18 protein-coding genes are annotated in these 26,469 nt (G+C 45.1%); 6 read left to right on the top strand and 12 right to left on the bottom strand.

The annotated features are described in order from the left end of the window. Position 1: 1 nt before the first annotated feature. Entirely contained in the window at positions 2-1,126 is a 1,125-nt protein-coding gene (locus AB4585_RS11410) for a DUF917 domain-containing protein (protein WP_102332909.1), read from the bottom strand. A 5-nt stretch (positions 1,127-1,131) separates the two neighbouring features. Beyond that, positions 1,132-2,457: a cytosine permease gene (locus AB4585_RS11415; protein ID WP_017064775.1), complete on the bottom strand. Its 1,326-nt coding sequence runs from the start codon at positions 2,455-2,457 to the stop codon at positions 1,132-1,134. A 93-nt stretch (positions 2,458-2,550) separates the two neighbouring features. Between AB4585_RS11415 and AB4585_RS11420 the strand changes: the two genes are divergently transcribed. Further along, positions 2,551-3,489: a LysR family transcriptional regulator gene (locus AB4585_RS11420; protein WP_017071124.1), complete on the top strand. Its 939-nt coding sequence runs from the start codon at positions 2,551-2,553 to the stop codon at positions 3,487-3,489. A 101-nt stretch (positions 3,490-3,590) separates the two neighbouring features. Here AB4585_RS11420 and AB4585_RS11425 read toward each other — a convergent pair whose 3' ends face one another. The 3 genes from AB4585_RS11425 to AB4585_RS11435 all read right to left on the bottom strand — a co-directional run bounded on the left by AB4585_RS11425 (position 3,591) and on the right by AB4585_RS11435 (position 9,121). After that, entirely contained in the window at positions 3,591-5,945 is a 2,355-nt protein-coding gene (locus AB4585_RS11425) for a fatty acid cis/trans isomerase (protein WP_372169846.1), read from the bottom strand. A 215-nt stretch (positions 5,946-6,160) separates the two neighbouring features. Next, a complete protein-coding gene (locus AB4585_RS11430; RefSeq protein WP_136974410.1) occupies positions 6,161-7,825 on the bottom strand; it encodes a VRR-NUC domain-containing protein in 1,665 nt (554 codons plus the stop codon). Between the two features lie 57 nt (positions 7,826-7,882). After that, the gene (locus tag AB4585_RS11435; RefSeq protein WP_017067032.1) at positions 7,883-9,121 is read right to left on the bottom strand and encodes an OFA family MFS transporter; all 1,239 of its coding nucleotides are present in this window, start codon (positions 9,119-9,121) and stop codon (positions 7,883-7,885) included. Positions 9,122-9,715: 594 nt separating this feature from the next. Here AB4585_RS11435 and AB4585_RS11440 point away from each other — a divergent pair. Beyond that, on the top strand, positions 9,716-10,096 hold the full coding sequence (locus AB4585_RS11440) for a hypothetical protein (protein WP_017064770.1): 381 nt from the start codon (positions 9,716-9,718) through the stop codon (positions 10,094-10,096). A 180-nt stretch (positions 10,097-10,276) separates the two neighbouring features. Here the strand turns inward: AB4585_RS11440 and AB4585_RS11445 are convergent, their stop codons facing one another. Next, positions 10,277-10,621, bottom strand: coding sequence for a YajD family HNH nuclease (locus AB4585_RS11445; protein ID WP_017060876.1), 345 nt, complete (start codon positions 10,619-10,621; stop codon positions 10,277-10,279). A gap of 284 nt (positions 10,622-10,905) precedes the next feature. On the opposite strand from AB4585_RS11445, the gene yghU reads away from it, so the two are divergent. The 3 genes from yghU to AB4585_RS11460 all read left to right on the top strand — a co-directional run bounded on the left by yghU (position 10,906) and on the right by AB4585_RS11460 (position 17,055). Beyond that, complete coding sequence (gene yghU, locus AB4585_RS11450) at positions 10,906-11,763, top strand: glutathione-dependent disulfide-bond oxidoreductase (RefSeq protein WP_017064768.1); 858 nt, start codon at positions 10,906-10,908, stop codon at positions 11,761-11,763. 276 nt (positions 11,764-12,039) lie between these two features. Then, positions 12,040-16,527 (top strand): SslE/AcfD family lipoprotein zinc metalloprotease, encoded by a 4,488-nt coding sequence (locus AB4585_RS11455; protein WP_372169850.1) that lies wholly within the window; start codon positions 12,040-12,042, stop codon positions 16,525-16,527. Positions 16,528-16,731: 204 nt separating this feature from the next. Then, a complete protein-coding gene (locus AB4585_RS11460) occupies positions 16,732-17,055 on the top strand; it encodes a DOPA 4,5-dioxygenase family protein (RefSeq protein WP_017060873.1) in 324 nt (107 codons plus the stop codon). 165 nt (positions 17,056-17,220) lie between these two features. Here the strand turns inward: AB4585_RS11460 and fruA are convergent, their stop codons facing one another. The 3 genes from fruA to fruB are packed head-to-tail and all read right to left on the bottom strand — an operon-like array spanning position 17,221 to position 21,099. Beyond that, the gene (gene fruA, locus AB4585_RS11465) at positions 17,221-18,963 is read right to left on the bottom strand and encodes a PTS fructose transporter subunit IIBC (protein ID WP_372155164.1); all 1,743 of its coding nucleotides are present in this window, start codon (positions 18,961-18,963) and stop codon (positions 17,221-17,223) included. A gap of 15 nt (positions 18,964-18,978) precedes the next feature. After that, positions 18,979-19,956 carry a 1-phosphofructokinase gene (gene pfkB / locus AB4585_RS11470; RefSeq protein WP_372155165.1) on the bottom strand — a complete coding sequence of 326 codons (978 nt, stop codon included), beginning with the start codon at positions 19,954-19,956 and terminating at the stop codon, positions 18,979-18,981. Positions 19,957-19,965: 9 nt separating this feature from the next. Then, positions 19,966-21,099: a fused PTS fructose transporter subunit IIA/HPr protein gene (gene fruB, locus AB4585_RS11475; protein WP_372169851.1), complete on the bottom strand. Its 1,134-nt coding sequence runs from the start codon at positions 21,097-21,099 to the stop codon at positions 19,966-19,968. A 363-nt stretch (positions 21,100-21,462) separates the two neighbouring features. On the opposite strand from fruB, the gene cra reads away from it, so the two are divergent. Next, complete coding sequence (gene cra, locus AB4585_RS11480) at positions 21,463-22,467, top strand: catabolite repressor/activator (RefSeq protein WP_048608697.1); 1,005 nt, start codon at positions 21,463-21,465, stop codon at positions 22,465-22,467. A gap of 50 nt (positions 22,468-22,517) precedes the next feature. On the opposite strand, the gene AB4585_RS11485 is transcribed toward cra, so the two are convergent. The 3 genes from AB4585_RS11485 to nirD all read right to left on the bottom strand — a co-directional run bounded on the left by AB4585_RS11485 (position 22,518) and on the right by nirD (position 26,434). Then, positions 22,518-24,308, bottom strand: coding sequence for a protein kinase domain-containing protein (locus AB4585_RS11485; RefSeq protein ID WP_372169854.1), 1,791 nt, complete (start codon positions 24,306-24,308; stop codon positions 22,518-22,520). 168 nt (positions 24,309-24,476) lie between these two features. After that, positions 24,477-25,946 carry a NarK family nitrate/nitrite MFS transporter gene (locus AB4585_RS11490; RefSeq protein WP_102479073.1) on the bottom strand — a complete coding sequence of 490 codons (1,470 nt, stop codon included), beginning with the start codon at positions 25,944-25,946 and terminating at the stop codon, positions 24,477-24,479. Between the two features lie 143 nt (positions 25,947-26,089). Further along, positions 26,090-26,434 carry a nitrite reductase small subunit NirD gene (gene nirD, locus AB4585_RS11495; RefSeq protein WP_012600889.1) on the bottom strand — a complete coding sequence of 115 codons (345 nt, stop codon included), beginning with the start codon at positions 26,432-26,434 and terminating at the stop codon, positions 26,090-26,092. Between the last annotated feature and the right edge of the window lie 35 nt (positions 26,435-26,469).

Consider the following 26,469-nt stretch of genomic DNA (forward strand, 5'->3'; position numbering starts at 1 on the left):
ACTACCTCTTCAATGCAGACTTTAGTTGTTCAATGGTTTGATACTCGACGGTGTAGCCAAAGTAACCCGGGCCCGCGACTTCAATACCTTTGTCAGTGCGCCATTTGGGGTCGCAAGGGTAAGCGATAAGGTCGATGCGCTGCCCGTAACGAAGTTGTTCGGTTGTGATTGGCTTACCCGTTTCATGATCCAAGATCGAAATAAGATCCGGTGTTGATGCCAGCAGGTTATCTTGGCTCATGTCTGCGCGGCTTGTACCTTTGTGCGCGAGAAGTAATTCGTTTTGGAACTGCACAAACACGTTATCGACGCCGGTATCTTCAAACTGAGCCAGCTTTTCAATCACGACACCACCTGTTGCAAAACCACCATCGGTTTCACGTTGAATATCAACAATCTTGCCACTGATGATGGTATGGCCGCCGACAATGTCTAATACGGCCTGTGTGCCACTTTTATTGTTGTCGTTCGCCAGTCTAATCGCTTCACCAATCTTCATTGCTTGGGTCAGTGTTGCAGGCAGTGCGCTGCGTTTTAGGTTCTTACCGTTCATTGGGTAATCGCACATTGCTGCAGAGCCGCCCATCTGCTCGGTAATTGGCCTCGCAAACTTTTCAGACCAAATACCGTCAATCGGATAAAGCGTGACGATATTGCCACGCTCATCGGCCAATGTGTTCGGTGCCGAAGGGAGACCATCAAGAAAGAAGGTCACCATCTGAGCTTCTGGGAACGCACGTCCCATCGCATCACAATCGATCACAGGAATGTTCTTTTGTGCTGCAACGAGAATTGGAATCAATGAATTGAAGCCGCCTACTTCGATAGGAAACGTTGCCGCTACTTCAGTGCCGAGCGCTTTTTCCATCGCTTCGAAAGCAATCAACATTTGACCTTTCGAATTGAGTTTCTCTACTGCGACTGTTGGTGCGCCAATCATTGAAGAGGGCACTGTCATCCAATCGTCTTGCACGTCTTCTAAAGGAATCATGCGTACAGGGTGCTTTGCCGTTGCAATGGCTACTTTCGCCATCAAGGCACCGCTGTATGGGTCACCGCCGCCGCCAGTACCTAATACCGTCGCACCCAGCGCGATATCATCAATCATTTGTTCAGTAATAATCACAACTACTATTCCTTATCACTTGAAGGAGAAAGCTTCATTAGGGCGAGGTAAATCACACCAGCGGCAAGAATGCCGTCTAACGCCGAGATGCTGGTGAACGAAAACAGGTTGAAAAACTCTGGTGCAGTACAAGCGCTGAATGCAGTACCAAATGCCCAAGAAGCCAAGCCTTTAAACATCCAAGCTGGAACTTGTTGGATGTTCTCAAAGCTCATTTTTGTCGAATCTAAAACATAATATTGAACGATGTAGACACCCGCAGCAGGCGCAATGGTTACGCTGAGTAGCATTAAGAAGTCGGTAAACTTGTTCACCATGCCGAGTTGAGCGATACCAATGCCGACGATGGTCATGATCACAACCAGAACAGGGCGCGGAATCTTAGGTAGAACCATCGACATGCATAAGCCGCCAGAGGTTAGGTTGCTACTGTTGGTGGTCCATTGTGCGAATACCAGTACTATAATGGCCGCCATGCCTAAACCTAGGGTGAAGAAGACTTCGACTAGGTCGTCGGTGCCGGTCATTTTGGTCAAGATCAATGCGATAAGAATGATGGCACTGTTGCCGACGAGGAAACCGATACCCGCTCCTAAAATCGCATCACGGCGTGTTTTGGCGTAGCGAGCAATATCAGGTGCAGCAACCGCAGCTAGAATCCAGATAGACATAACAAAAGAGATGGCTTGGCCAAGCGTCAAAGGATCTTCAATCGATGGCGCTGCGCCACCTTGATAATCAGCAGCCATAAACAAACCGATGGTAATCAACGTCACCATCAATGGAACAGAATAGGTACTGAGTTTGCCTAAAGCACGAACGCCATAGATAGCCGTCATCATCATTAACACACTGCCGCCAATAAGAGCGGTGAGGTGTGAAATTATGATGTCGTATTTCGCCAGTGCATCGACCATGATGAAAGCGAAGAAATCAGCCTGGAATGCGAACCAGCCGACTAATGAGATGCCGTTGATGAAGCCAAGAATTTTACCGCCGTTACGGCCAAATACCGCGCTGCTCACCAGCGGGGTAGACACGCCAGCTTGAAAGCCAATGTTGGCACACAGCATCGCGATGATCGCCAATAAGCCGGAACCAATAAACGTGGCAAGCAGTGCGTCTTCAAAACCAATACCGCTGCTTAGAATCGAGCCGAGAAACAGTCCCGAAATGTCGATGCCGATTGCCAACCAAATAAGGCTGATGACCCACCAAGATCGTTTGGCCTTCTCGGGAACGGGTTCCAACTCGAAGTCATCTATCTTTTTGTGGCTGTGTGTTGCTTCGGGTTTATTCACGTAAGCTTCTGCCGCCATAGTGCCATCCATGCATTGTTATTCCATAAGTGTGAATAAAGCATACTGATGTATTTATTGTTAATAAATGAATATAATCAGATGTAAACATAACAAAAAACAAATGTGAGTGGCAAAGTGAATCCAAACAATAAGTTAGATAAAAGAGACCTACGTAGATTAGAGCTTTTTTGTGAAATTGTTGAACAAGGAGGCATCAATCAGGCGGTCGCAAGCACTGGGATTAGTCAACCAGTGCTGAGTAATCAGCTTATTGCCTTGGAAAAAAGCTTAGAATTAACATTATGCCAACGTGGTCGACGTGGTTTTAAGCTGACTCATGAAGGTGAGCAAGTGTATAAATATGCGAACCAACTAAAATCGACCTTAACCGACTTCGCTTATAAGTTACGAGGTGTACAGACGGAACTCTCTGGGCATGTGCGAATTGGATGTTTGGATAACACCGTCACTTTGCCTTATAACCCACTTCCCAAAGCGATCGAGACGTTTTACCAACGCAGTAACAGTGTTGAGGTGAGTGTTGATGTCGGGGATTTCACCCAGTTGAATGAGAAGTTAGCAAAGAACCAGATTGATATGATGATAGTGGTTCTAGGGTCACATCAAAAATCAGCGTTTCAACATAAATACCCACTGTTTGAAGAGCACAGTTATCTGTATGCGCGTAAGGATCTGGCTGAGAAGATCATGGACAAGGATTTCTCATTGGATGGCTGTCGTATCAACATGGGCGGCTATGCCAAAGATGAGATGTTCCGATTACTGAATATTGAGCAGTACGATTCCGTAAAGCCTTTTGATGGCTGGCATGTCGAGTCGGGTGTAATTTTAACCTTGGCGGGCACACACCTGAGTTTTTTACCGTCTCATTTAATCGACCGTGGCCATTATGACCAAGCCTTGATTCCGCTTCAGCCCGAGAAGTGGAGCCTTAAGAGTCAGTTTTATGTGGTGTTGAAGCAACCTGTAGATTCCCTTTCCCCCGCCGCGCGTGCGTTTTTTGATGAGCTACACCAACCGGAAGCATCGGATTCAATATAGAGAACTCGTCGCTTCTCAATAGCACTTAAGATACTTTCTCATATACAAAAAATCCTCTGCCAAGACAGAGGATTTTTGCTTTTATGCTTTATGAGTGAAAACTAACGGTTCTCGAAGCGGTTGTAATCCAACAATCCGAACTCGATCGGTTGGTCTTGTTGATACCAACGATGCACGCGATCACTGAATGGCCAGAACTCGCTAGAACTGCGTCGTACCGCAAACTTATCCAGCAGCGCCACGTAGTCTTCTTCTGTGCTTAAGTTTTGCAGCGTTTTAACCAGAGTAGGAATCTCGCTCTCGGTTAATGATAGGTAAGCCGCAGGGTAGCTACCGACAACGCCTCGTACGAGGGTAAGGTCATCATTGGCGTAATCACGGTTACCTTCTTCATTAAACAAGCTAGAAATGTTGCTGTGCGCGTTATTGTGAATCATGGTGAACAGTTGCTCTTCGCCGTTTTCGCCTTCAATCATGATCATCACTAATTGAGGCACATGACGCAGGCCTTCGCCCTTTATCAAATTCACTTGGTTAAGCAGTGCTTCATTCTTCCTACCAAAACCTGTTTCAACAATCTCAAAGCGATTATCGAGAACAGGTGCGAGCTTATCTTTGATCATATCAAGAAGTTCGTGTTTCGGATCCGCCGTTTTGTAAACCACGCTGGTCGGCTGATCAAAAGGTGCAATGTTTCGCTGCAAATAGTCACTCAGTTGTGCGCTTTGGTTCTGGTACCAACTAGAGTGTTCAATGTGACGAACGTCTTTAGGAAGAAGACTTAAGAAGTTACTCTCACCTTCAAGACGCAAGAAGTCCATGAACATGCGTGTAATCAGCTGGTGGCCAAAGTTGCCGTAAACATCGAAGCCTGCAACGAGAAGATAATGAATACGCTCTAGAAGAGCATAATCAAGAATCCACGCAGTCTTAGGTTGCGTGCCAACTAACCCTTGTACAACAGAGGCGCTATCGAAGTGCCTAAAGACGGTGAGAGCAGCATTCGGGTTGATGCCATCGCCATCCCAAATGATGCCAGTGTCTAGGTGGACGCCACTCTCGAACCATTGGTTAGTGAAGTCTGATTTCGCGTTTAGGTATTGCGCTTGTTGCTTTGCGTATCTTACCCAGTTGGTCACAGGTACGGTGTTACTTTTTAGTTCGCTAGGTAGCTTTAAATTTTTCTTTTGACTTGCGTAGAAGGCGTTGATTTCCGGAACATCGGCTTTCTCTGGGTCGATGAAGAAAACCCAAAAACGGTCGTTAATTACGTTCAAGGCAAGTTGACCACGACACACAGGTCCTTTGATGTAGGCCATGATGGTGTTTTGCGCGTTATCTAACATGAAGTTGAAGCGCGAGTTTACTGGCAGCGCTTCAAATGATGTCATTGGGTTTGCTGAAACATCGATGTCGTAACTAAGTAGTTGTTTTACTTCGTAATTTACGTCGACAAACCAGGTGCTCCACTTTTGTAGACGCTCTTTATTAAGCGCGAAAGGCATGTGCGTTTTGTCGACGATAGTGCCTTGTTCTGGAATCAGACGGTAGTAAACACGGTCTACTTTTGGATCGTCATAAGGGCGACGAGTCGTGATGCGTTGTACCGCTTCACCTGGTGGTGTTGCAGAGCGAACAACAGTAAAGAAACGCGTTGGTTGAGCTAAATCAGAAAAATAGACATGAGATAAAAACAGGTGCTCGTAGATATAACGTGCTGAAAGTTGACTCTTATTGTCGCTCTTGTTTAAAAAGCTTTCGTAGACATTAACGAGCTCTTGTTCTGCATCAGTCAATGGAATGTGGTCGTTCATTAACGCGCCATTTTCCAACCAACTCATTAAAGTCGCGTATTCGGTTTTGTCTAAGTTTGGCATCCCATAAGGCATTCCCCAAGTTGGGTAATCTCTCTCGTATTGAGCGTATTCTTCAATGGTTGGGCACTGTTGGTCGCGATCGATTGAAAAGTCGAAACCTTCAAGCTGGGTTTGATCGGGCAGAGGGTGATTCTCTTTCTGGATCAACATACGAGAAACAAGACCAGCATCGAGGTTAGCCGTTGAGTTCTGCATACGCTCATTGAGGACAGGATGAAAATCCGCATCGCGCCACTCTTGCGTGGTTAAAGCATCTTCAAACAAGCGAGTAGGGGCTGATGCCGTTAAGCGGGTGCCTTGATAAACGAGTGCCTTGCTCGCGCCTCGGTCTATACCTTCCACTGAAGACATTTTGAGTTGGCAAGGGGCGTCATAACAAGCGTGACAAACCACGCATCGGTTATCAATGATGGGCTTTACTTCGTCAATGAAGTGCTGCGCTTGAGCTGAAAGAATAGGTGCTTGGCGATCGCGTACTTGTTGTTCACCAAACAGTTCGTCGAAGTTTAAACCCGCGTAGACGGCACAACCTGAGAAGACGCTAACAAAAGCTAAAATGAAGAGTTTTTTCAAATTCATACGTATTTAAATATTAGGCATTTTCTATAATTATATCGAAAATGATTGAAAATGCTCATGTTCTAACAATTTTGTAGACAAGATCTTGATGGGACGAGTGACTTGTCGATGCGCGTTACTCGCTTGTGATCAGAAATTGGAGTTTAGACTTAGCTAGATTTAAGTCCCAAGAGCTAAAAGCTAGCAGTTAAGAGTTAAGAGTTAAGAGCTAAGACTCATTGATTGACGTAACAAACAGAGAAGGGGACAGACAATCGCTCAAACTCTTTGATCCAGCGCCACTGGTTGTCTTGCAGTTTATCGCCAGGGCCTTTGACTTCAATCCAATGAAACTCATCGCCCTTGAACGCAATCAAATCCGGCATCCCAGTTCTAAATAGCTTTAAGTCACTCAATATCACTTTGAAGAGGTCTACAACCAAGGCATTTGGAATTGAAGCCATGCCGTGTTCGATGAGTGCTTTAGGAAAATAATTCCAATGAACAAAGGGGTTCGCGATACCTTGCTTTTCATCGTAAGTATCAAGAAAATGGTTCAGCCCATGTTTGGATATCGTTTGAAACACGGCTTCAATCTGTTCGGCTCGCTTGTCTACGAAATCTGAATGGTACAGATCCAATGGTCGATGTTGGTAACGATTGATAAAGGCGCCTTCAACGTCTGCGAAAATGACATCCCAGAAAGCCAAACCAAACAAGCCACACAGAAAACTGTTTTCTGAAAAGTAGACGTCCCAACCTTGGTTCTCAAAATGCTGCTTTACCGCAAGCTCGACTCGAGTTTGGCTGAGGTCTAATTCCAGTTTTAACTCTTTGCAGCTCGGCTTTATGGTTCGTGAAACTTTGTGCCCCTGTTTCCGTAGCAGCCGGTCTTCAAGCTTAATAGCGATTTCCAACTCTGACACATCCGATGGAGTAGCTTTCATTTGCGTGACAATGTCACACATTAAGTCTAGCGTACCTTGCTTATCATAGATGCGTGCAAGTCGTTCTCTGCTCGGAGGAAGTGTAGATTGTCTGAACCAAAAGATAGCTTGGTCGTTTAGATTAAGCCTTTCAAGATCGCGAGCAATATCATTGATCAAACGCGATCGTTTTCTGGCAATACTTCTGTGTTCTGATTCTTCAGGAATCGCATTTAAAAGCAGTTCCAGAAACTCGCCATCTTTGCGGTCACCTTCTGAATACAAGCGTTGAATATCGCGCATCTGGATTAATTGATTGAGCTGATCCCTAGAGGTGAAGAAGCGGTGTTGCTTGCTTAATGGGTAGTTCTCAAAGGTGTTTAGCCCAAGGTCGCTTAACACGAACTGACTTAAGTCTTGATAGGTGTTGGCAAAGAACAGCAACAGTAATACATCAATCACTTGAGATTCGATGACGTAAATACAGTCGAAAGAGAGGTTTTGAAATTGGTCAAAAGGTTGCTGATCAAGCCGTAACAACAGCTCGTCTTTCTTGGCATTTCTATGGCTCTTAAGGGCGGGGAATACACTCAACAGCTCTGGTTTGGTGAGCAAGTGAAATCCGAGCTCGACCTCACTAATGGCGAGGTCATGCTGTTCTTCGGGATGACTCAACCCAATGAAGCCTGAGCTGTTTAGCTCTTGCAGTACGGTCTTTAGATCTGGGATCTCAACATAGTTGAGTTTATCGCTGCGAAACCAACGGCCTTTACGAGAAAGCAAACGAACCATTAGGCATTGGCTTGAAACAGAAAGACGTTTGTATGCGGACAACCAACGACATTCATCATCACTCAGAAGATCGGGGTAGAGCGTTTGAGCGTGTTCAACCAGTCGATTGAAGTTGTCGAGATAATAAGTGGGGGAGAGCTGAAGAGTGGTTTCGGTCGTCAATGGAGAAGTCGCTTGATACAAAAAGAGCCTAACCCTAAGGTTAAGCTCTTCAGTAACAAATTCAATCTTTTCTGTTGATTAAGCTTGTGATGCTTTTAGTTCAGCAACTTTAGCTTCAGAGATTGGTTTAGTGATGATTGCTAGAACAATACACACTGCCATCATAACTGCAGAGATTGTGTAAGCTAGGCCGTAACCTTCGCCGTTTGACATTGAGAAGCCAACAACTGCAGCACCGATAGCGCCGCCGATACCCCATGCCGTGTAAAGCACGCCGTAGTTAGTACCGTAGTTTTTCAGGCCGTAGAACTCAGCAGTTAGTGTTGGGAATACTGCTAGAAGCGTACCGTAACCAACCGCTGCGATAGCCGTACCAATGATTAGCGTGAATTCAGAGTTGAACGTAGCGAATAGAGCCATGTTCGCGCCTTGAAGGATGAACGCTAGAAGTAGAGTACGTACGCCACCGATTTTATCTGCAAGCATACCCGCAGCAACACGGCCGCCTGAGTTGAATACTGCAAGGATAGACGCTAGGTAAACTGCGTTTGGCAGGTTAGCTTGAACGCTAGCAATTGTAGTGATGTTACCGATGATCATTAGACCAACAGATGCAGCGAATGCGTACATGATCCATAGAGAGTAGAACTGAGGAGTCTTCAGCATTACTTTCCAAGTTAGGTCTTCAGTCTTCTTAACCGCTTTAGGAGCTTGGCCTGCTTTTACTTTAGGCTCAGCTGGCGTGTAATCCGCTGGTGGGTTGTTGATTGTTGCTGCTAGAGGTACTGCGATTGCAAGTACACCAACACCAAGAATCATAAAGCTAGTTTGGATACCCATGCTGTCGATTAGCGCAGAAGTTACTGGTGCTAGGTAAATAGCCGCAAGACCGAAGCCTGCTGCGATAAGACCGTTAACCATACCTTTCTTAGAAGAGTGGAACCACTTCATTGCTGATGGAGACAGACATGCGTAACCGAAGCCGATACCTGCACCTGTTATAATACCGAACGTGATGTTCAGCATCATAGGCGTTGTAGCGAAACCAGAAGCAATCATACCTAGGCCTGTAAGCGCTGTACCTAGGATAAGGATCTTACGTGGACCCATACGGTCTTGTAGGATGCCCGCAACAAGAAGACAAACAGAGAATGTGATAGTTGCAATAGCGTAAGGTGAAGATGCTTCAGCAGCACTCCAACCAGCTTCAGTTACTAGCGCTTTGTTAAATACACTCCAAGCATACAGGATGCCAAGACAAAGGTTGATACAGAAGCCTGCTAGCAGGATACGTGTTGCTTTATCAATCTTGCTCATTTTTATTCTCAGTTTTGTCATCGGTTAGTGGAGAGCCACTTAACTAAAGACGGGTTATTGTGATTGTTTCTTCAAAATTAGTTTGCGTTTATCAACAGATAGCGCAAAAGAGCGCGGATTATAACCAATTAAAATGTGATTGGAATCTCTTTTTCCATTTTTGGTAAATTAAATTCAATTTGTTAATAAGTTGTTTTTCATTGGTTTTTGAAATGTTTTTAACACCTCTCTATTTTGTTCTTTTTCGCTCTGTCTTCTTATTATTTCAGGGATTTTGAGGTGATGGTTTTTGAATAGACGCGTATTGCGTGCGGATATCACAGAGTTACAAATAATTTTAATTAATTTCCAAGGTTAAATTTGTGTAACAAAATAAATCGTAACAGCGCTTTGTTCATATGAGACAAGGAGTAACGGAGTTTTATTAAAAACAGAATGTTAAGCAATTGTTAAGGGTGATTTTTGTTAGTACTTTTGCTTACATTTTGTTCGATTGGAGGGGTTGTGTTGTCCGTAAAAAGTGGGAAAATAGTATGCAAACTGAGATTCCAAATTTGAAAGGATGCGTTTCCAACTTATGGTGAGGCGAGTATTATGAAACTGTTTTTAATTTTATTGATGTCAATTTCTGGTGGTGTAGCGGCAGCTGACCATATTCACTCTTTCCTATTCGGCTTCTATGTTGCGGCTCTAGCAGTTGGTAGTTGCTACTGGCTTGCATTCCGCAGTACGCGTTTCCCACAGTTGGCATTAGTGCTATTGATGTGTGGCTTTTTTGCGAAAATTGCAGTGACTGTTATCGGTGTTTCTTGGGGTATCTCGAACGATATCATTCAATCGCCGTTCATTTTCTCATTGTCATACCTGTTCTTCTTAGTGGTTGTGTCTTACGTTTGGTTTGCATACCGCGATAAATTGACGCTAAAACAACGCGCTAAGAAGGTAGAAGAGTCTCGCAAGCAAGCGGCAGCATAATTCGATTTGATTCTTAAAAAGCCTTCTTCGGAAGGCTTTTTTGATCCTGCCTACCTGAACTCTATTATTTGGTTATGACGGCAGATAAAAGAAACCCCAGTATGGTGACATACTGGGGTTACTTGTTATGTATCTATTATCTAGCAGTTACCATCTACCAAAGACTACTCTGAAGGTGTGTTATTTCTTCATCATCTTAGCGAGATCGGCGAACGGGTTGTGTGTCGCTGACTGATGATCATCTAAACTCGCTTTTGCATCCACACCATAACGCTCATGGTCAGTGTATTTTGAATGCTCATGATCGTGACAGTACAGGCACAGTAGCTCCCAGTTGCTGCCATCTTCAGGGTTGTTTGTATGGTCGTGATCCACGTGGTGAACGGTAAGCTCTCGGAGGTTTGAGTAAACAAATTCGCGCGCACATTTACCACAAACCCAAGGGTACAGTTTTAGTGCTTTTTCGCGGTAGCCTTTCTCTTGGCGAGCATACGCTGCACTCGAACCTGTGAAATCAGAAGACATTGCCAAATCCTTATCAATTGTAATATCCCGATTTTATCACAGCTTTCTTGAAGCTGTCGGTATGTCGTTCGTAAAATCATTGCTAAATGATGCAGTGGACTTATCGATATTAGATTGAAGTTTGAATACAGACTTACCTTCTACACACTAACGCTTAAGCGGGTTATGTCTTTCTGGAATAAGCCATGCTTAACAGTTTGAAAATAAATCGTATTCAGGGGTTTTAACCGCAGGCATGTGACCTAATATCAGTTTGTGAGACCCTATATTAATAAGGAAATATCATGTCAGAACAATACACTCCGCCAAAAGTTTGGGTTAACGATACTGCTGGTGGTAACAAGTGGGCAAACATCAATAGTCCTGAATCTGGAGCTCGCTTTGATAAAGAGCTTCCTGTTGGTGACCATGCTTTTCAATTGTATTCTCTTGGCACACCTAACGGTCAAAAAGTCACTATCTTGCTGGAAGAGTTGTTAGCAGCGGGTGTTAAAGAAGCTGAATATGATGCGTACTTGATCAACATCGGTGAGGCTGATCAGTTCTCTTCTGGCTTTGTTGGCGTGAATCCAAACTCCAAAATACCAGCACTTGTCGACAAGTCTGGTGACGAAGACGTGAATGTATTCGAATCGGCATCTATCTTGATGCATCTAGCAGAAAAATTTGGTCACTTCTTACCAAAAGAAGGGGCAGCAAGAACGCAAACCATTAACTGGTTGTTCTGGGCACAAGGCTCGGCACCATTCCTAGGCGGTGGTTTCGGCCACTTCTACGCTTACGCGGATGAAAAGCAAGAGTACCCAATTAACCGCTTCGCAATGGAAGCTAAGCGTCAACTAGATGTGTTAGACAAACAGCTCGCAAATAACACATTTGTGGCGGGTGACGAGTTAAGCATCGCTGATATCGCGATTTGGCCTTGGTATGGCAACCTTGTGCTAGGCAAAATTTACGATGCGGCCGAGTTTCTACAAGTTGAGTCATACACCAACGTTGTGCGCTGGGCGAAGCAACTAGAAGCGCGCGAAGGCTTCCAACGCGGCCGAGTGGTTAACCGTTCATTTGGCGAAGAGTGGGAGCAAGTACCAGAGCGCCACTCTGCAGAAGACATTGACCGAGTTTTAAAGCTTAAGCCTTAGTTCTTTTTTGAACGTGTTTTTGGCAGATATACCCTATCGGTCTTAATGTTAATGGCTAATTGAAACGCCATATCTCAATCGAGATATGGCGTTTTTCCGTTTTAAGGTAGGGAGAGGTTTTGTAATTGGAATGAGAGTCTCAATTATCATTTTGTTTTTCTTATTCAATCGCTTATGAGTAATGGTCTTTGTGGTTAAGACAAAAAACAATAGTCATCGAGGTGGAGTAAATCTATAAGATAACGGTCCACTTTAAATTACGACTAACTTCGCTCAATGAAAAAAAACTTAATTGCGTTGGCTATCATATCCACGGCTCTTTCCGGGTGTAATCACGATTCACTAAGCTATAGTGACGGCCCTGATACGGTTCCTCCAACAGACATTATTCCACCAACGGATATTGTTCCACCGACAGATATTGTTCCACCAACGGATATTCTTCCGCCGACTGACATTATTCCACCAACAGATATTATCCCCCCAACAACTTACATAGGTTCACTGTTGTCGAGTGGGGCGTTTGTGTCTGGAGATGTATACTGTGACGGCGTTCATCTTGAAAACGGAACGTTCAGTGTTAAACAAGGCGTGAGTTTTAGTTGTACCTTGGGTCACCTTACTTTAGGTGATTTCACTGCTCCTTTCCCTGAAGTTACAGAAAGCACGATTTCAAATGATGCGCTTCATGCGGCATTTGAGTTGACAGAATTACATGGAGACAACGTTACCAAGGTACTCGAATCAATTGATGTTTGTGAGACTGAAAGTGCTATCTGTCTAAAAGAGCTGGATGCTTTTGATATTGAGGATGTGTTCTCGCAGCTTGATGATCAAGATGCTGTCGATGCGTACTTTTCATCGAAAGAAGAGGAGTCTACAGATGAAGTAGGTAAGGCTCCTAGTTCACACGTAGACACAACTGTTGTTCCTGCGGTTGACCCTAATGCGGACAATAACCTTAACGCTGGTTTTGTTTCTGCAGACGCGGAGTCTACCTATGCTTATAAGCCAAGTGTTGAAGGTAAGGTGTTAACTCGCAGTAAGCTTACAGACGCTAATGGTACGCCGATTTCTGGGATCAGTTTCTTTTCGGCTAACGCGACGGGCGTGACGGATGAAGAGGGAGTCTTTGAGTACCTGTGGGGCGACAGAATCGTTTTTGGTATTGATACGTTTGAGTTTGGCTCCATTACGGGTAATCAGGTTGCTTATAAATTGTCTGATGTGACCAATAATGTGGTTGAGAAAGCGAATATCCAGTCATTACTAGAGCGCTATGCGGTTGATCATGTAAGTTATTATGAGATATCTGAAGAAGTCCAAGATACCTTTTCAAATTACCCTAACGTTATAAATGAGTTGATCAACCTAACTCTGCCAAATGGGGGGCTGATAGAGGGTACAGACTTCGAACTTCCTAATGAGTTTGTTGGTCAGTTTAGCCAAGGGTTAACGGCAGTCATTGATGAGCAGCTGCGCCAAACGCCTCAGTTTATGGATTATGTTCGTCAACCTGCCGTTTTATCTATGAATTCTGGTCAGTATGTAACAGAGTCTCTGCAGCAAATCTTCCACAACGTCACCAAATTCCATGTCTTCAATGACAATGGTAGCTTTTACGGTGCGACGGGGTATACCCGTGGTATGCGAGCTCTGAACATATCGAACAGAGCATTCCCTGTGGTGATGCCAAGAACTGATAAAAACCGTGAGCTTTACTTTGGTGAGCAACAGGCTTGGACTCGTGAAGGTAAGCCTTACATCGCACAACACCCAAGCATCTCGATGCCTCCGATTCCTTTAGTCTCTGAAGACAACGCGACTTATGGTTTCCCATTCGTTACTGCAGGCGAGATAGGCAAAGGTAAGGTCGTGTTCATGGGCAATGGCTTATATCCAAGTATTCTGTCATGCCCAGAGAATTATTGGGCTAATCGCACATTACATATCGACAGCAACAAACAACAGTGCACTGTTTCGAAGTTTGAAAACCTACTACATGATGACCAAGGCAGCATGAGGTTGTTTTTCTCGAACTTGTTTGAGTGGTTCAATAATGGTTTGCCTATTGCTGGGATGAATGCAGTGACCAATATTGACCAAGCCTATTCGGCTTATCACCACTCCACAATGGGTAAGCAGTACACGTTTTTTGTTAGTCCTCAGTATGGTTTTGCGTCAGTAGAAAAGCGTGGTTCAGGTGACTTTGATGATTTGGATGCGAGTAATACGCCGATTTTGATCCTTCAGGCATACCCACCTAAGTTGGTTCAAGATGGCATGACTAACCAGTTTGTTGCTGACTTGGATAACCCGAACTTAAACCAAGACGATATTACGGCTCTTATTAACTATGTTAATGACGGTGGCAATATCTTGTTTATGGATGCGATTCAAACGACTAATCCTGAACCTGTTGGACGCTTGGCAGATGCCGTAGGTGTATCTCTTGGTGGTGAAAACGTTACCCCGACAAACCAAGCTTTCTGCGGTAGCTCTTATTACTGCCAAGCACCTTATCCTAATCTTCACGTGAAGAGTCAAAAGGAAATGGTGGTTCTTGAGCGTTTTCAAGATAACCAAGGAGAGCCTCCATTCACGGTAAATCAAGATGGTACGGTTGAGTGGATCAAAGATGAGTCCAAGATTAAGTTTGAGATCCCGACTTATGAGGTTACTAAGTTAGACGCTGAAGGGAAGCCAGTGCTTGATGCGTCTGGTGTAACAGTAATGGAGAAAAAATCCGCACGTATCTTTGTTGAATCGGCAGAAGAGCGTGAAGCGGCGATCAAAGAACTGCAATCTGCATTTGTTGGAACTGATCTTTGTACAAACGATTATGAATATGAATTTAACTGTATTGAGACTCGTTCTGGAGACGGTGTTACTGTTCGTGGTGCTTATCATCGCGCAGACTTTGATCGCTATGAAGTAAGTGAAGCTGTTGTTGGTAGCATGGTTAAAGCGGCGAACTTGGGCACTAACTTTACGGCGCTTTATGAGCATGAAATTTACTATAGAACAAAAGGTACTCAAGGTAAGCGTCTGTCTAACAGCGAATTGAATCAAGCGTTTGATAACCTGTCTGTTTGGATGTGGAATGACAACGCATACCATTTTGAAACAGAAATACAAGATGAGTTGGGGTTCAAGCAGGCTGTTCAGTTCCTTAACTGTTATACAGAAGACTTACATCAAACAGACACAATGGATGCACAGTGTCCTGTTGACCTAAAAGCGTCGTTAGTCGCTAATGGAATGATTCATGGCGAAGGTGAGTTATCTGGGCAGTTGAATCCTAGCTATCCATTAAATTACATGGAGAAACCTCTGACTCGTATTATGTTGGGGCGCTCATTCTGGGATCATGAAATCGTTGTTGATACCACAATGTATCCGGGTCGAACTTCGGGGGCATCTTCGTCAAGTACGGTAATGGTTCAGACCAACGGTAAAGCGGTGACGTATTCGGCAGGAAACAATCAATCGACAGGTCTGTGGGCACCTCAATTACAAGAAGTAACCATTCAAGATGGCGTGGCAGCTACGATTACTGTGATGATCGCGGATGATCTTACAGGTAAGCCGAATCACGAAACGAGTTTGAAACGCCCTCCACGTATGCAAACCAGCTTTGACTACAATGGTTCGAGCTTAACTTTCAAGGTTCCATATGGTGGCCTTATTTACATTCAACCGAAAGTAAAAGAGCTTGGTGAAGTCTCGTTTAGCATTGATGGCGCGTTAAAAGCGGCTTGGTGGAAAGAGGGACAGTGGATTAACACTATTCAATCGGCAGACGCACCAATTGCAGAAATCGATACGGGTTCATTTATTTACACTACACCAATCAGGAATCTAGAATCCGCTGATTTGAACCAATTCGCAACAGATATGAATCGATTCGCTGAAGCGGCAAGTGACTTCTACGGGCGTGATGAGAAACAAAGCACTGGTTTACACCGTAGGTTCACTTATCCAGAACTGAATGCGTTCCGCCATCGTTTTGTGAATGACGTGCAGATTTCGATTGGCGCTGCTCACTCTGGCTACCCAGTGATGAATTCAAGCTTTAACGCAAATCGGACATACATTCCAACCAACCCTGTGAACGATTGGTTGTTGTGGCATGAAGTTGGTCACAACTTAGCATCAGCTCCTTTCCTTGCGGCTGGTAGTACAGAAGTGACCAATAACCTTCTTGCGTTGTATATGCAGGAGTTAGAGGGGCGCAATGCAAACCCTGAAATGGATCGTATTAAATCGGATATTAAGAAAGCACCTAAATGGCTAGAGCTTAATAATGAACATGCGTGGTCACATGGTGATGCAGGTTTACGATTAGTTATGTTTGGTCAGCTAAAAATCTGGGCAAAATCGAACTTTGCAATTGATGATTGGTATACACGCGGCGCAAGCCAATCTGATGTGTATGGTGAAGATGAAGGCTGGAACATGTTCAAACTTATGCACCGTAAAGCTCGAGGTGATAGAGAAGGCGACTCGAATACGAACTATTGTAGTGCTAGCGAGACTGGGCTTTCTGGTGGAGACCTAATGATGGTGTGCGCTTCTTATGTTTCAAACTATGACTTAAGTGACTTCTTTGAAGTTTGGAACGTGGGCGAAACGTCCATGACTAATGCTGATGGCACGAAGTCTTATAGTGGCGGAATTAGCTCTAAAGGTCTTAGTGCGGTTGAACAATTAAAACTAGAGAAACCAAACAACAGTCCTTTGAATGTTGATTCAATTTACTAACGCTAATTATTGCTAAAGCATTTTATAGCTTAAAAACAAACGCCACACTGAAACTACGTGTGGCGTTTTTGTTGGAATGCTCTAGAAATTTCAGCTAGATCAGTCTTCTACATGATGTTTAATACTTCGGCTGCCATTGGTTGACTGTCCTTGCTAGAGAAAGCAGGTTAAACTGTTCGCATCATAATTCTAAAGGATGGTGCCATGTACCACGGTCATATCTATTTCCCTCTGCGATTTGCAGAGCAAGCAGAAACACTGCGTCAGAAAATTTTAGCGGAACGTAAAGATGTATTAGAGGTTTTCCCATTAATACAGCGTTTGGTTGGTCCACATAAGATGCCAATGTTTGAGATTCACTTTGCGAACAAAGAGTCGGGCATTGTTGAATGGCTTGAGCAAGAACGCGGTGATATGTCGGTGCTTATTCACCCTGTAACTGGCGGTGAAGAAACTTTGGATCACACAGTACGAGCGATCTGGCTTGGTCGTGAATTGGGTGTCTTTGAAGAAACGCTTACTAGCTAATCAAATATACCAATATTGCACTTAACTCATTCCGACCGGAAAATACATGAACAATAAAAAGGCTCCTCAAATGAGGAGCCTTTGTTTTAAGGAGCCGTTTTACCAAGAAACCGGTTATCAAGAGCCTCTGGTTATCGGGCTGAACCGTTAACCAGAGTAGGGGGATTAAGCCTCTGCCGTTACTTTAGAGCCGCTCATCTTTTTAAGTGCTGCGTAGCCAAAGCCTGTTACTAGCGTACCTGCTGCAATCGCTACTAGGTACATAAGTACTGGAGAGATAGCGCCAGGAATCAGTAGTACGAATAGACCGCCGTGTGGAGCCATTAGCTGCGCACCAAACATCATTGATAGAGCACCTGTTAGTGCACCACCTGCCATACAAGCTGGGATAACACGCATTGGATCTTTCGCTGCGAATGGGATTGCACCTTCAGAGATGAAACATAGGCCAAGAACGAATGATGCTTTACCTGCTTCACGCTCGCCTGCTTCAAACTTGTCTTTCACTAGGAAAGTCGCAAGGCCCATACCTAGAGCTGGAACCATACCTGCTGCCATGATAGCCGCCATTGGTGCGTAAGTTTGCGAAGCCAGTAGACCAACACCGAATGTGTAAGCGGCTTTGTTTACCGGACCACCAAGGTCGAAACACATCATTGCGCCTAGAATCACACCTAGAAGAATCGCATTAGACGTACCCATGTTGTTTAGGAAAGTTGTCATCGCGCTCATCACGCCAGAAACAGGACCACCTACGATGTAAACCATCACAAGACCAGTGAACAAACTCGCGATAAACGGAATGATCAGGATAGGCTTGAGGGCTTCCATGGATTGTGGAAGTTGAACCTTGTCGGCAATGAATTTCGCTGCGTAACCGGCAATGAAACCTGCTGCGATACCACCTAGGAAACCTGCGCCCGTTGAGCTAGCCAACATACCGCCGATTAGACCTGGAGCCAGACCCGGACGGTCAGCAATTGAGAATGCAATGAAACCAGCAAGAACAGGAATCATCAGTGCGAATGCAGAACCACCACCGATAGTCATCAGTGCTGCTGCTAGCGTGCCTTCTTCTTTAAACGCTTCGATACCGAATACGAAAGAGAGTGCAATGATCAAACCACCCGCAACCACCACAGGAAGCATGTGAGAAACACCTGTCATTAGGTGCTTGTACACGCCTTTCTTCTCGTCAGCAGGCGCTGAATTTGAAGAAGCAGTGTGTTGGTATGGTTTAGCTTCTGCGAATGCTTTTTCCATCTCTTGCTTTGTTTTCTTAAGCGCAGGACCCGTTGTCGTTTTGTATAGCGCTTTGCCGTTAAAACGATCCAGAGGAACGTCGATGTCAGCTGCGATGATAACAAGATCAGCGTCTGCGATTTCTTGGTCTGTCAGTTGGTTTTTCGCACCTACAGAGCCGCGAGTTTCCACTTTGATTTGGTGACCTAGGCGTTTGCCTTCTGCTTCAAGCGCTTCAGCTGCCATAAAGGTGTGTGCAACACCCGTTGGACAAGCGGTAATCGCTACGATCTTCTTGCTGCCTGTCGCTGGAGAAGTGCCAGTAACTTCCACTGTAGTCTCAACTTGAGAAGCGTCTAATACCGTTGCTTCTGCTACCGCTTTCTCTAGAAACGCTTTTGCATCTGCAGTGCATTCAGAGATAGCCGCTTGGTACACTTTCTTACCAACAAAACGTGCTTTATCAACATTTTTGTTAGCTGCGATAACTACAACGTCGCTGCTGTCGATAGCGTCTCGCGATACAGTTGAATCAGGTAACACGCTTGATTGACATTCAATAGCGGCGTTCCAACCCAGTGCTTTTGCCGCTTGCTCTAGCAAGCCTGCTGCGATGATGCTGTTTGCTACGCCACTAGGGCAAGCTGTGATAATGGTAATATTCATAATAAACCTTTTGTCCTATTTGCTTGTGTCTAACTGGCTAGTTGGAGCACTAAGCGACTGTAATTGGATATTTTGTAGTACTGAATCCAGCTCTTGTTGGCTGGTGATGCCCACGCCTACCTGTGAAACTGCTAGAGCAGATAGGGCGGTTGCGAATTTAATAAGTTCTGGTTTTGGCATCTGTTGCATGTGACCCCAACATAGACCAGCAACCAATGTGTCACCTGCGCCTACCGTGCTTACTACTTGCATGCGCGGTGGTTGAGCATGTAACCATTCACCTTGGTTTAGCCACATCACGCCTTCAGCGCCAAGTGATACCACGATGTTATCGATGCCTTTTTCACTTAGGGCTTGGCCTGCGTGTTGGCATTGGTCACGAGTTGTCAGCTCTGCATTGAACAGCTGAGACAGCTCTTCATCGTTTGGTTTGATCAACCATGGTTGTGCATTGATACCGGCTTTAAGTGCGTCACGGCTGCTATCAAATAGCACCTTCTTACCTAAATCGTGTAAGCGTTGAACCCAAGAAGCGCAAAGCTCAGGAGAGATACCTTGTGGCAAGCTGCCTGCAATGACGAAATAATCGTGCGTTTCAGCAAGTTCTAATAGGGTTTCTTCGAACGCTTTAATCGCGTCAGCATCAACAGGAACACCTGGGAAGTTGATGTCGCTTACTTGGCCTGAGTTCTCTACCAATTTCACGTTAATGCGAGTTGCGCCATCAACACGGATGAAGCGGTCAGTTGCACCCATCTCTTCAAACAGTTGGCAGAACGCTTCTTCGTTATTGCGACCAAGGAAACCTGTTACGGTCACTTTCGCGCCAAGCTCTGAAAGAACTTTTGCGACGTTTACGCCTTTGCCCGCTGCATGCAGAGAGCCTTTGTTTACTAGGCTAACTGAACCTACATTTAGTGCGTCGATAGCGCCTGTCAGGTCTAGAGCAGGGTTAAGCGTTACAGTAACGGCTTTGATTTGTTTATCAGACATATCGACTCCTTAACCTTCGCCAAGGCCTGAAGCGATAGCTTTGCCAATCGATTCAAGTGCTTGTGCTGCGTCTTCACCTTCAGCAACAAACTGAAGCTGGTGGCCGTGTTTAACGCCAAGTGCGATGACTTTCATCAAGCTCTTCGCGTTCACTTCTTTTCCGTCGCCATCTAGGTTTGAAACGCGGATCGTTGATTCGAATTTCTTCGCTTCAGCAACCAGCATTGCACCTGGACGAGCGTGTAGGCCGTGTGCGTTTTTGATTTTGAATACTGCGCAGTTGTCATCGTCTTGAGACGCTGTAGAAACTGCTTCACCTTTTAGAAGGCCAATCACTTGTGCTGCATCTGCAGTCAACAGTTGTTGCTGTTTACCTTCGAAAACCATTTTGCTTATGTTTGCCAGAATAGATTGGTGCGCACTGTTACAAGCAGCAAATGCCACCAATGCTTTAACCGGTGTGCCTTCGAATTCACAATGGTTCGCTGTTGAAACGAAAGACACGCCAGTGCGAGTTACACCTTTATCACTGCCCAACAACCACAGGCCTTGGCCTAGATGAGTTGGTGTTTTTGTTACTAGGTCAGCAACGAATGCGTTGTCTGTGCAACCTGTGTTCTTAAGTAGGCCACCCGCAACGGCAGACATTTGAATCATGTCGCTCGCAGGGAACAGTAGCTGAACTAAAGAAGCGTCTAGGTCGGCTTCTAGCTGAACTTCGCCGTTAAGTAGGGCGATGATTTCGTCTTCTGATTTAGCTTGCTTTAATTTCTCTTCAACACCGTCAGCCGCTAGCACTTTCGTTAGCTGCTTAAGAATACCTAAGTGCTCGTCAGATTTCGCTGCAATACCAATTGCTACGTAAACACGGTTGCCGTCTGCCCAATCAATACCTTCAGGGAAGTGGTGTACCGCAACGCCTGTCTCTTTTACTAGGCCACGAGTATCCGTCGTTCCGTGAGGAATCGCGATGCCGTTACCTAGGAACGTAGAGTTCTGGTTTTCACGGTTCAGCATTCCTTCAACGTAACCAGAGTCAACTAAACCTTTAGCTGTCAGGTCGCCAGCAATGTTTTGGATTGCTTTGAATTTGTCTTCGGCAGTTTGGCCTAGAGTGATGTCAGATTTTGATAATTTAAGCATGGTGCCTCTTTAGCGTATCGCTTGAGAATTTGTGTATCGCTACGATTCAGTCTAGAGCAATATTTGCCCGCTGCTTTATGCTTGCTGAATCGGTTCAGCATTCAGTGTAAAAAAATTCAGCAAAGCCGATTTTGGTTTTCAAAATAGTTTTGCTGCGTGTCGTAATTCCAGTTTCGTTAACAACAAGAAGCTGAATCACGACAAATGACGCTCAATCCATTCAAAAGGATGATTGAAGTCACTTTTCAGATTTTGCTGAATCCTTTCAGCTTTTATACTGAATCGATTCAGCATATAATTCAACTAATCCAAGGATCAGAAGATTGGTTATATGATCCTACGCACAAAATACAGGTCACCCATATGACACTAGATGAGATTGCCAAACTAGCCGGTGTATCGAAAACGACAGCCAGTTATGTGATCAATGGCAAGGCGCAGAAATACAGAATCAGTGAAAAGACACAGCAGAAAGTGATGGCAGTGGTGGAAGAGTATAACTACCGACCAGACCATGCTGCTTCCTCGCTGCGCGCTGGTAATAGCCGTTCATTTGGTTTGATTATTCCTGATCTGGAAAACAGCAGTTACGCGCGTTTAGCAAAATTGATAGAGCAGAACTCACGTAAAGTGGGCTATCAGATTTTGATTGGTTGCTCAGATGATGACGCTGAAACCGAGCGAAAGGTCGCTGAAGCCTTGGTAAGCCGTCGTATTGATGCCTTGCTGGTGGCGAGCTCAATGCCAGACGCCAATGAGTTCTACTTGAAGTTGCAAAACTCAGGCACACCCGTTATTGCGATTGACCGTCCTTTAGATGATGAGCACTTTGCCTGTGTGATCAGTGAAGATTTCGAAGCTGCATTTGAACTGACGCATTCGATTCTTGATGACAGTATTCATAGTGTTGGTTTGATTGGTGCACTGCCTGATCTGAACATTTCACGTGAACGTCAGTTGGGTTTTGAAGCGGCGAATAAAGCACATACTCAACAAACAGGGTTAACCGAAAACAAGCCGATGGTTGTCGGTTATGGCGAGCACTTTGACCGAGAATCAGGGCGTGAGATTTTTGAAGAGTGGATTGCTAAAGGCACAGTACCTGATGCGATTGTCACTATGTCTTATACCTTACTAGAAGGTGTGTTGGATGTGATGGTCGAAAAGCCAGAGCTGATCAGCCAAGTAAAGCTGGCAACCTTTGGTGATAACCGTTTATTGGATTTCTTACCTTTTAAAGTCCATTCATTGCCACAGCAATTCGAAGTGATTGCAGACAGCGCCTTTGCACTTGCTTTGAACGCGTCTGCTAAACGTTACCAAGCGGGTATTGAGTTAGTGCCAAGAAGCTTAGTAAAACGAGGCTAGCTCGAATTTTACAGTTAGCTAGAAGCCTCGCGTTTAGCTCGAACCTGTAATTAACTCGAACTCAGTAATAAGCCCATTTCTACAATGGCAACAATGCCGAGCAACAAAGCCAACACTTTCCAAAACTGGATTGGGTTTCGGTTTATCAAAGGTTGCTTGGCTTTGCTTTTCACCAAGCTTTGGTTTGGTGTGTAAAGGTCTGCTACAAAATCCCCCAACACTTGATGACGTTCGCTTGGTGATTCCGCGCAGGCTTTTTGTAACACTAAATCCACCCAACTTGGTAAGTCCGCTCGTTTCTGAGTTATGGGTTGGTATTCCCATTGATGGTGGCGAGATTGTTTAAGCGATTGGGCAGTCATTTCAGAGTAGGGCAATGCACCGGTTAGCATCTCATAGCCGATCACAGCGATAGAGAACAGATCTGAGCTGGTGGTCGCGCTGTTGTGCTTGATGGTCTCTGGCGCTATGTAATTGACCGCGCCTAATGGTGTGTCGTCTTTGTCGGTGAGCTCTCCCTCTTCAAGGCCTCTCACTAACACCGCACCAAGGTCGATGATTTTTACCTCACCATCACGTTGAATCATGATGTTTTCCGGTTTTAAGTCTCGGTGCACCATGTCTGCACGTTGTAATACTCGAATGCCTTGTGTGATTTTTTCTAGTATGTCGCGCACTTCATTGAGTGACGGCTTTGGATTGTCGTACATCCATTGTCTTAGGGTGATGCCTTCTACCCATTCGCAGATTTGATATAAGAATTGCGAGTTCTCTGGCGTCGGGTAAACCTTCATTATTCTCTTGTTTTTTAACAAGATCCCCGCCCATTGTTCATTAAAGAAAGCTCTGAGTTGCGAAGGGCTATCGTGATATTGGACGGAAGGGACTTTCAGCACGAACTCGGTCTGTGTCTCTTTCTGCATCACACGATACACATGGCTTCTAGATCCTGCATACAACACCTCAAGCACCATGAAGTTGTCGATACTTTGCCCGAGCTTTAAAGCGGGGGGGATGGCACGTTTAGCTAGCTTCTCATGGAACTCAATCAGCGAAGGTTTAGGCAGATGGCTGACTTGCACAATCAAGCAACTCACGTTGTCTGAGCTATTGTGGCTTAAAGCGGTGTTACAGATGGTTTGTGCTGCGTATTCGAAATCTGCTCCGGGTTTGTCGATGTGTTCCTTGAAGGTATTGGGAGAGACAAACTCGTGCACGCCATCAGATGTCAGGATAAAGCAGTCGTTTTTCTTGATAGGCAGGGTTTGATAGTCAACGTTGAGTTGGTTGTCCATGCCTAAGGCGCGTGTTAGATAATGCTTTTGCCCCATATTTTTACGGGTGTGATCGCGCGTTAGCTGGCGTAATTCTCCATCTCTTAGTAAGTAAATGCGACTGTCGCCCACGTGGAAGATATGTGCGGTGTTCGATTTTAATATCACGCTGCTGAACGTCGAAACGAGGGCATTGTGGTTCACTTGTTGTGCGGGATGAATATTAGAAACAGACGTGTTGAAGAGCCAAGAATTGAGGGACGTTAAGACCTTTTGCGCCGAACGTTGGATGCTCCAGCTTTGGGGAGTTGCGTAATAGTCGTCGATAAACTGCATCACGCTGGTGTGACTGGCTTTCTGGCCATGTTCACTGCAACTTGCGCCGTCTGCTATGCAGGCAACACTACCTTTCAACTCTTGCTCTACGCGAGTTTTGGGGTGTTTTACAATGATGGCGTCTTGGTTTTCATCACGTACGCCTTGATTCGAATAACCACCAAACTTAAGCGTTAACTGGTTGTTGGATTCTGGCGTGATGACTTGCCCTTGGCTGAATGAAATTGTCATAACTGGTCTTCTTCTTAACTGCTCTTCTTCCCGCTTCCTTGACAGAACATCCTAGGAAGAACAAAAGCCCTAGTGAACTTAGAGCCTTTGAACGAAGCACCTAGCATTGATGTATCCGCTAAGGTGCTTCTCCCGATTCAATAATATCAATGCTTCATAGTACTGAGACTAGCTTGAGACATTAATCAGCGTGACACTGCCATCGTCGTTTACTTCGGCGATTTGACCGTTAGGCTCTTCCATGAACAGTAGAGTTACAAAGCCAAGTACCGCTGTTGCAGCAATCACTAAGAAGAAGGTTTGGTAGCTCACGAATGACAACACAGTTAGGTAAACTACCGCACCCACGTTACCGTAAGCGCCCGTCATACCTGCAATTTGACCTGTCATACGACGCTTGATTAGAGGAACCGTTGCGAATACCGCACCTTCACCCGCTTGCACGAAGAAAGAACACGCCATTGCCGCGACAACCGCTAGCCATACAGGCCATGTGCTGTCGACTTGACCCATTGCGAAGTAACCCACAGCAAGGCCAATCGTTAGAATAAGCAGTGTTGGTTTACGACCGAATTTATCTGAAATCCAACCACCACCTGGGCGAGACATTAGGTTCATAAAGGCATAAGCTGATGCAACCATACCTGCAAGAACCGGTGTTAATTCAAAGGTTTCAGAGAAGAACAGTGGCAGCATAGAAACCACAGCCAGTTCAGAACCAAATGTCGCGAAGTACAATACGTTAAGTACCGCAACTTGCTTGAATTTGTACTGGTGAATCTCTGGCACTTCTTCTTTAAATACGTTCTTGTTTACTTTCCAAACTTGCGACACTTCGTACACGTAAAGCGCAGCTAAACCGGCATACACAGAGTAAACCGCCATGTCAGACAACATGTTGATGTTGCTTGGTGATAGCTTCCAAGTCAGTAGCGCTAAAGCGGCATACATAGGGATCTTCATAATAAGTAGGAAGAAAAAGTCACCCTTTGATGTCACTTCCATTGCTGTTACTTGAGCAGGCTTGAAGTAAGTCGAACCTTTTGGTGTATCTGACACGTTTTTGTAGAAGATAAACGAGAACGCTAAGCTCATTACGCCAGTAATACCAACCGCATAACGCCAGCCGTCTTCACCACCAAACGCTAAAGCCAGAGTTGGAAGCGTGAATGCTGCCGCTGCTGAACCGAAGTTACCCCAGCCGCCGTAAATACCTTCTGCCGTACCCAGTTCATTGTGTGGGAACCACTCAGACACTAGACGAATACCGACAACGAAGCCTGCACCGATGAAGCCTAATAGGAAACGAGCAATCGCCGCTTGAATAAAAGAGTCTGCCATAGCAAACATAAAACAAGGGATTGAACAGACCGCGAGTAGCGAAGAGTAGACCAATCTTGGGCCGTATCGGTCGGTTAACATACCAATGGCGACACGCGCCGGAATGGTCAATGCAACGTTGAGGATCAGGAGGGTTTTGATCTCTTCAGTAGAAAGACCAAGCGTAGTTTTTACCATTTGCAGTAGTGGGGCAAAGTTGAACCACACAACAAAGGTAATGAAAAAGGCCATCCAGCTTAGGTGTAAGACCTTCATCTTACCCGTAAATGAAAGCAGCGAAAATTTAGTGTTATCCATGGTTTAAATCCTTTAAATCTGGAAAATTACCCGGTTTGTGCACCTGCGTTACTTCCGAACTTAGAACGCTTTTAATGTGCATAAACCCTGTGCCGAAATTGCGCACGCTAATAAGCGTTTGCATGATGGTGTCGGCGGTTTAGTTAACTGGCGATAGCAAGTGGTGCGAGAACTTGAACTTGTTCTCCTTGTTTGCGAACTTCAAATTTCACGAGCTTGAGCTCAGGCTGTTCAAGACATTCGCCAGTTTCTAAGTGGTAATGCTGCTTGTATAAGGGTGAGGCCACGTAAGGTTCTCCGCTTAATGAACCAATTATACCACGTGACATCACATTCGCCTTGCCGATAGGGTCGTAATTAGAGAGCCCATAAAGCGTGTCGCTGCGCTTGCAGTAAAAAATAGCCACTTGGTTATCGTCTACTTTGGCGCAAATTCCCCCGTTTGGGGTTAGATCGCTGGTGCTGCATACGGTTGTCCAATTTTCCATGACTTTCTCCTAGTCTAAAATTGAGTTTTTATTTT

The sequence above is a fragment of the Vibrio sp. 10N.222.49.C9 genome (genome assembly GCF_041474985.1).
Classification (GTDB): domain Bacteria; phylum Pseudomonadota; class Gammaproteobacteria; order Enterobacterales; family Vibrionaceae; genus Vibrio; species Vibrio crassostreae_C.

What these genes read in the sequence shown, in the direction of transcription:
- AB4585_RS11415 (WP_017064775.1), bottom strand. Translation starts at nt 2,457, where the DNA reads ATGGATGGCACTATGGCGGCAGAAGCTTACGTGAATAAACCCGAAGCA.
- AB4585_RS11425 (WP_372169846.1), bottom strand. Translation starts at nt 5,945, where the DNA reads ATGAATTTGAAAAAACTCTTCATTTTAGCTTTTGTTAGCGTCTTCTCA.
- AB4585_RS11435 (WP_017067032.1), bottom strand. Translation starts at nt 9,121, where the DNA reads ATGAGCAAGATTGATAAAGCAACACGTATCCTGCTAGCAGGCTTCTGT.
- AB4585_RS11440 (WP_017064770.1), top strand. Translation starts at nt 9,716, where the DNA reads ATGAAACTGTTTTTAATTTTATTGATGTCAATTTCTGGTGGTGTAGCG.
- AB4585_RS11445 (WP_017060876.1), bottom strand. Translation starts at nt 10,621, where the DNA reads ATGTCTTCTGATTTCACAGGTTCGAGTGCAGCGTATGCTCGCCAAGAG.
- yghU (WP_017064768.1), top strand. Translation starts at nt 10,906, where the DNA reads ATGTCAGAACAATACACTCCGCCAAAAGTTTGGGTTAACGATACTGCT.
- AB4585_RS11455 (WP_372169850.1), top strand. Translation starts at nt 12,040, where the DNA reads ATGAAAAAAAACTTAATTGCGTTGGCTATCATATCCACGGCTCTTTCC.
- AB4585_RS11460 (WP_017060873.1), top strand. Translation starts at nt 16,732, where the DNA reads ATGTACCACGGTCATATCTATTTCCCTCTGCGATTTGCAGAGCAAGCA.
- fruA (WP_372155164.1), bottom strand. Translation starts at nt 18,963, where the DNA reads ATGAATATTACCATTATCACAGCTTGCCCTAGTGGCGTAGCAAACAGC.
- pfkB (WP_372155165.1), bottom strand. Translation starts at nt 19,956, where the DNA reads ATGTCTGATAAACAAATCAAAGCCGTTACTGTAACGCTTAACCCTGCT.
- fruB (WP_372169851.1), bottom strand. Translation starts at nt 21,099, where the DNA reads ATGCTTAAATTATCAAAATCTGACATCACTCTAGGCCAAACTGCCGAA.
- cra (WP_048608697.1), top strand. Translation starts at nt 21,463, where the DNA reads ATGACACTAGATGAGATTGCCAAACTAGCCGGTGTATCGAAAACGACA.
- AB4585_RS11485 (WP_372169854.1), bottom strand. Translation starts at nt 24,308, where the DNA reads ATGACAATTTCATTCAGCCAAGGGCAAGTCATCACGCCAGAATCCAAC.
- AB4585_RS11490 (WP_102479073.1), bottom strand. Translation starts at nt 25,946, where the DNA reads ATGGATAACACTAAATTTTCGCTGCTTTCATTTACGGGTAAGATGAAG.
- nirD (WP_012600889.1), bottom strand. Translation starts at nt 26,434, where the DNA reads ATGGAAAATTGGACAACCGTATGCAGCACCAGCGATCTAACCCCAAAC.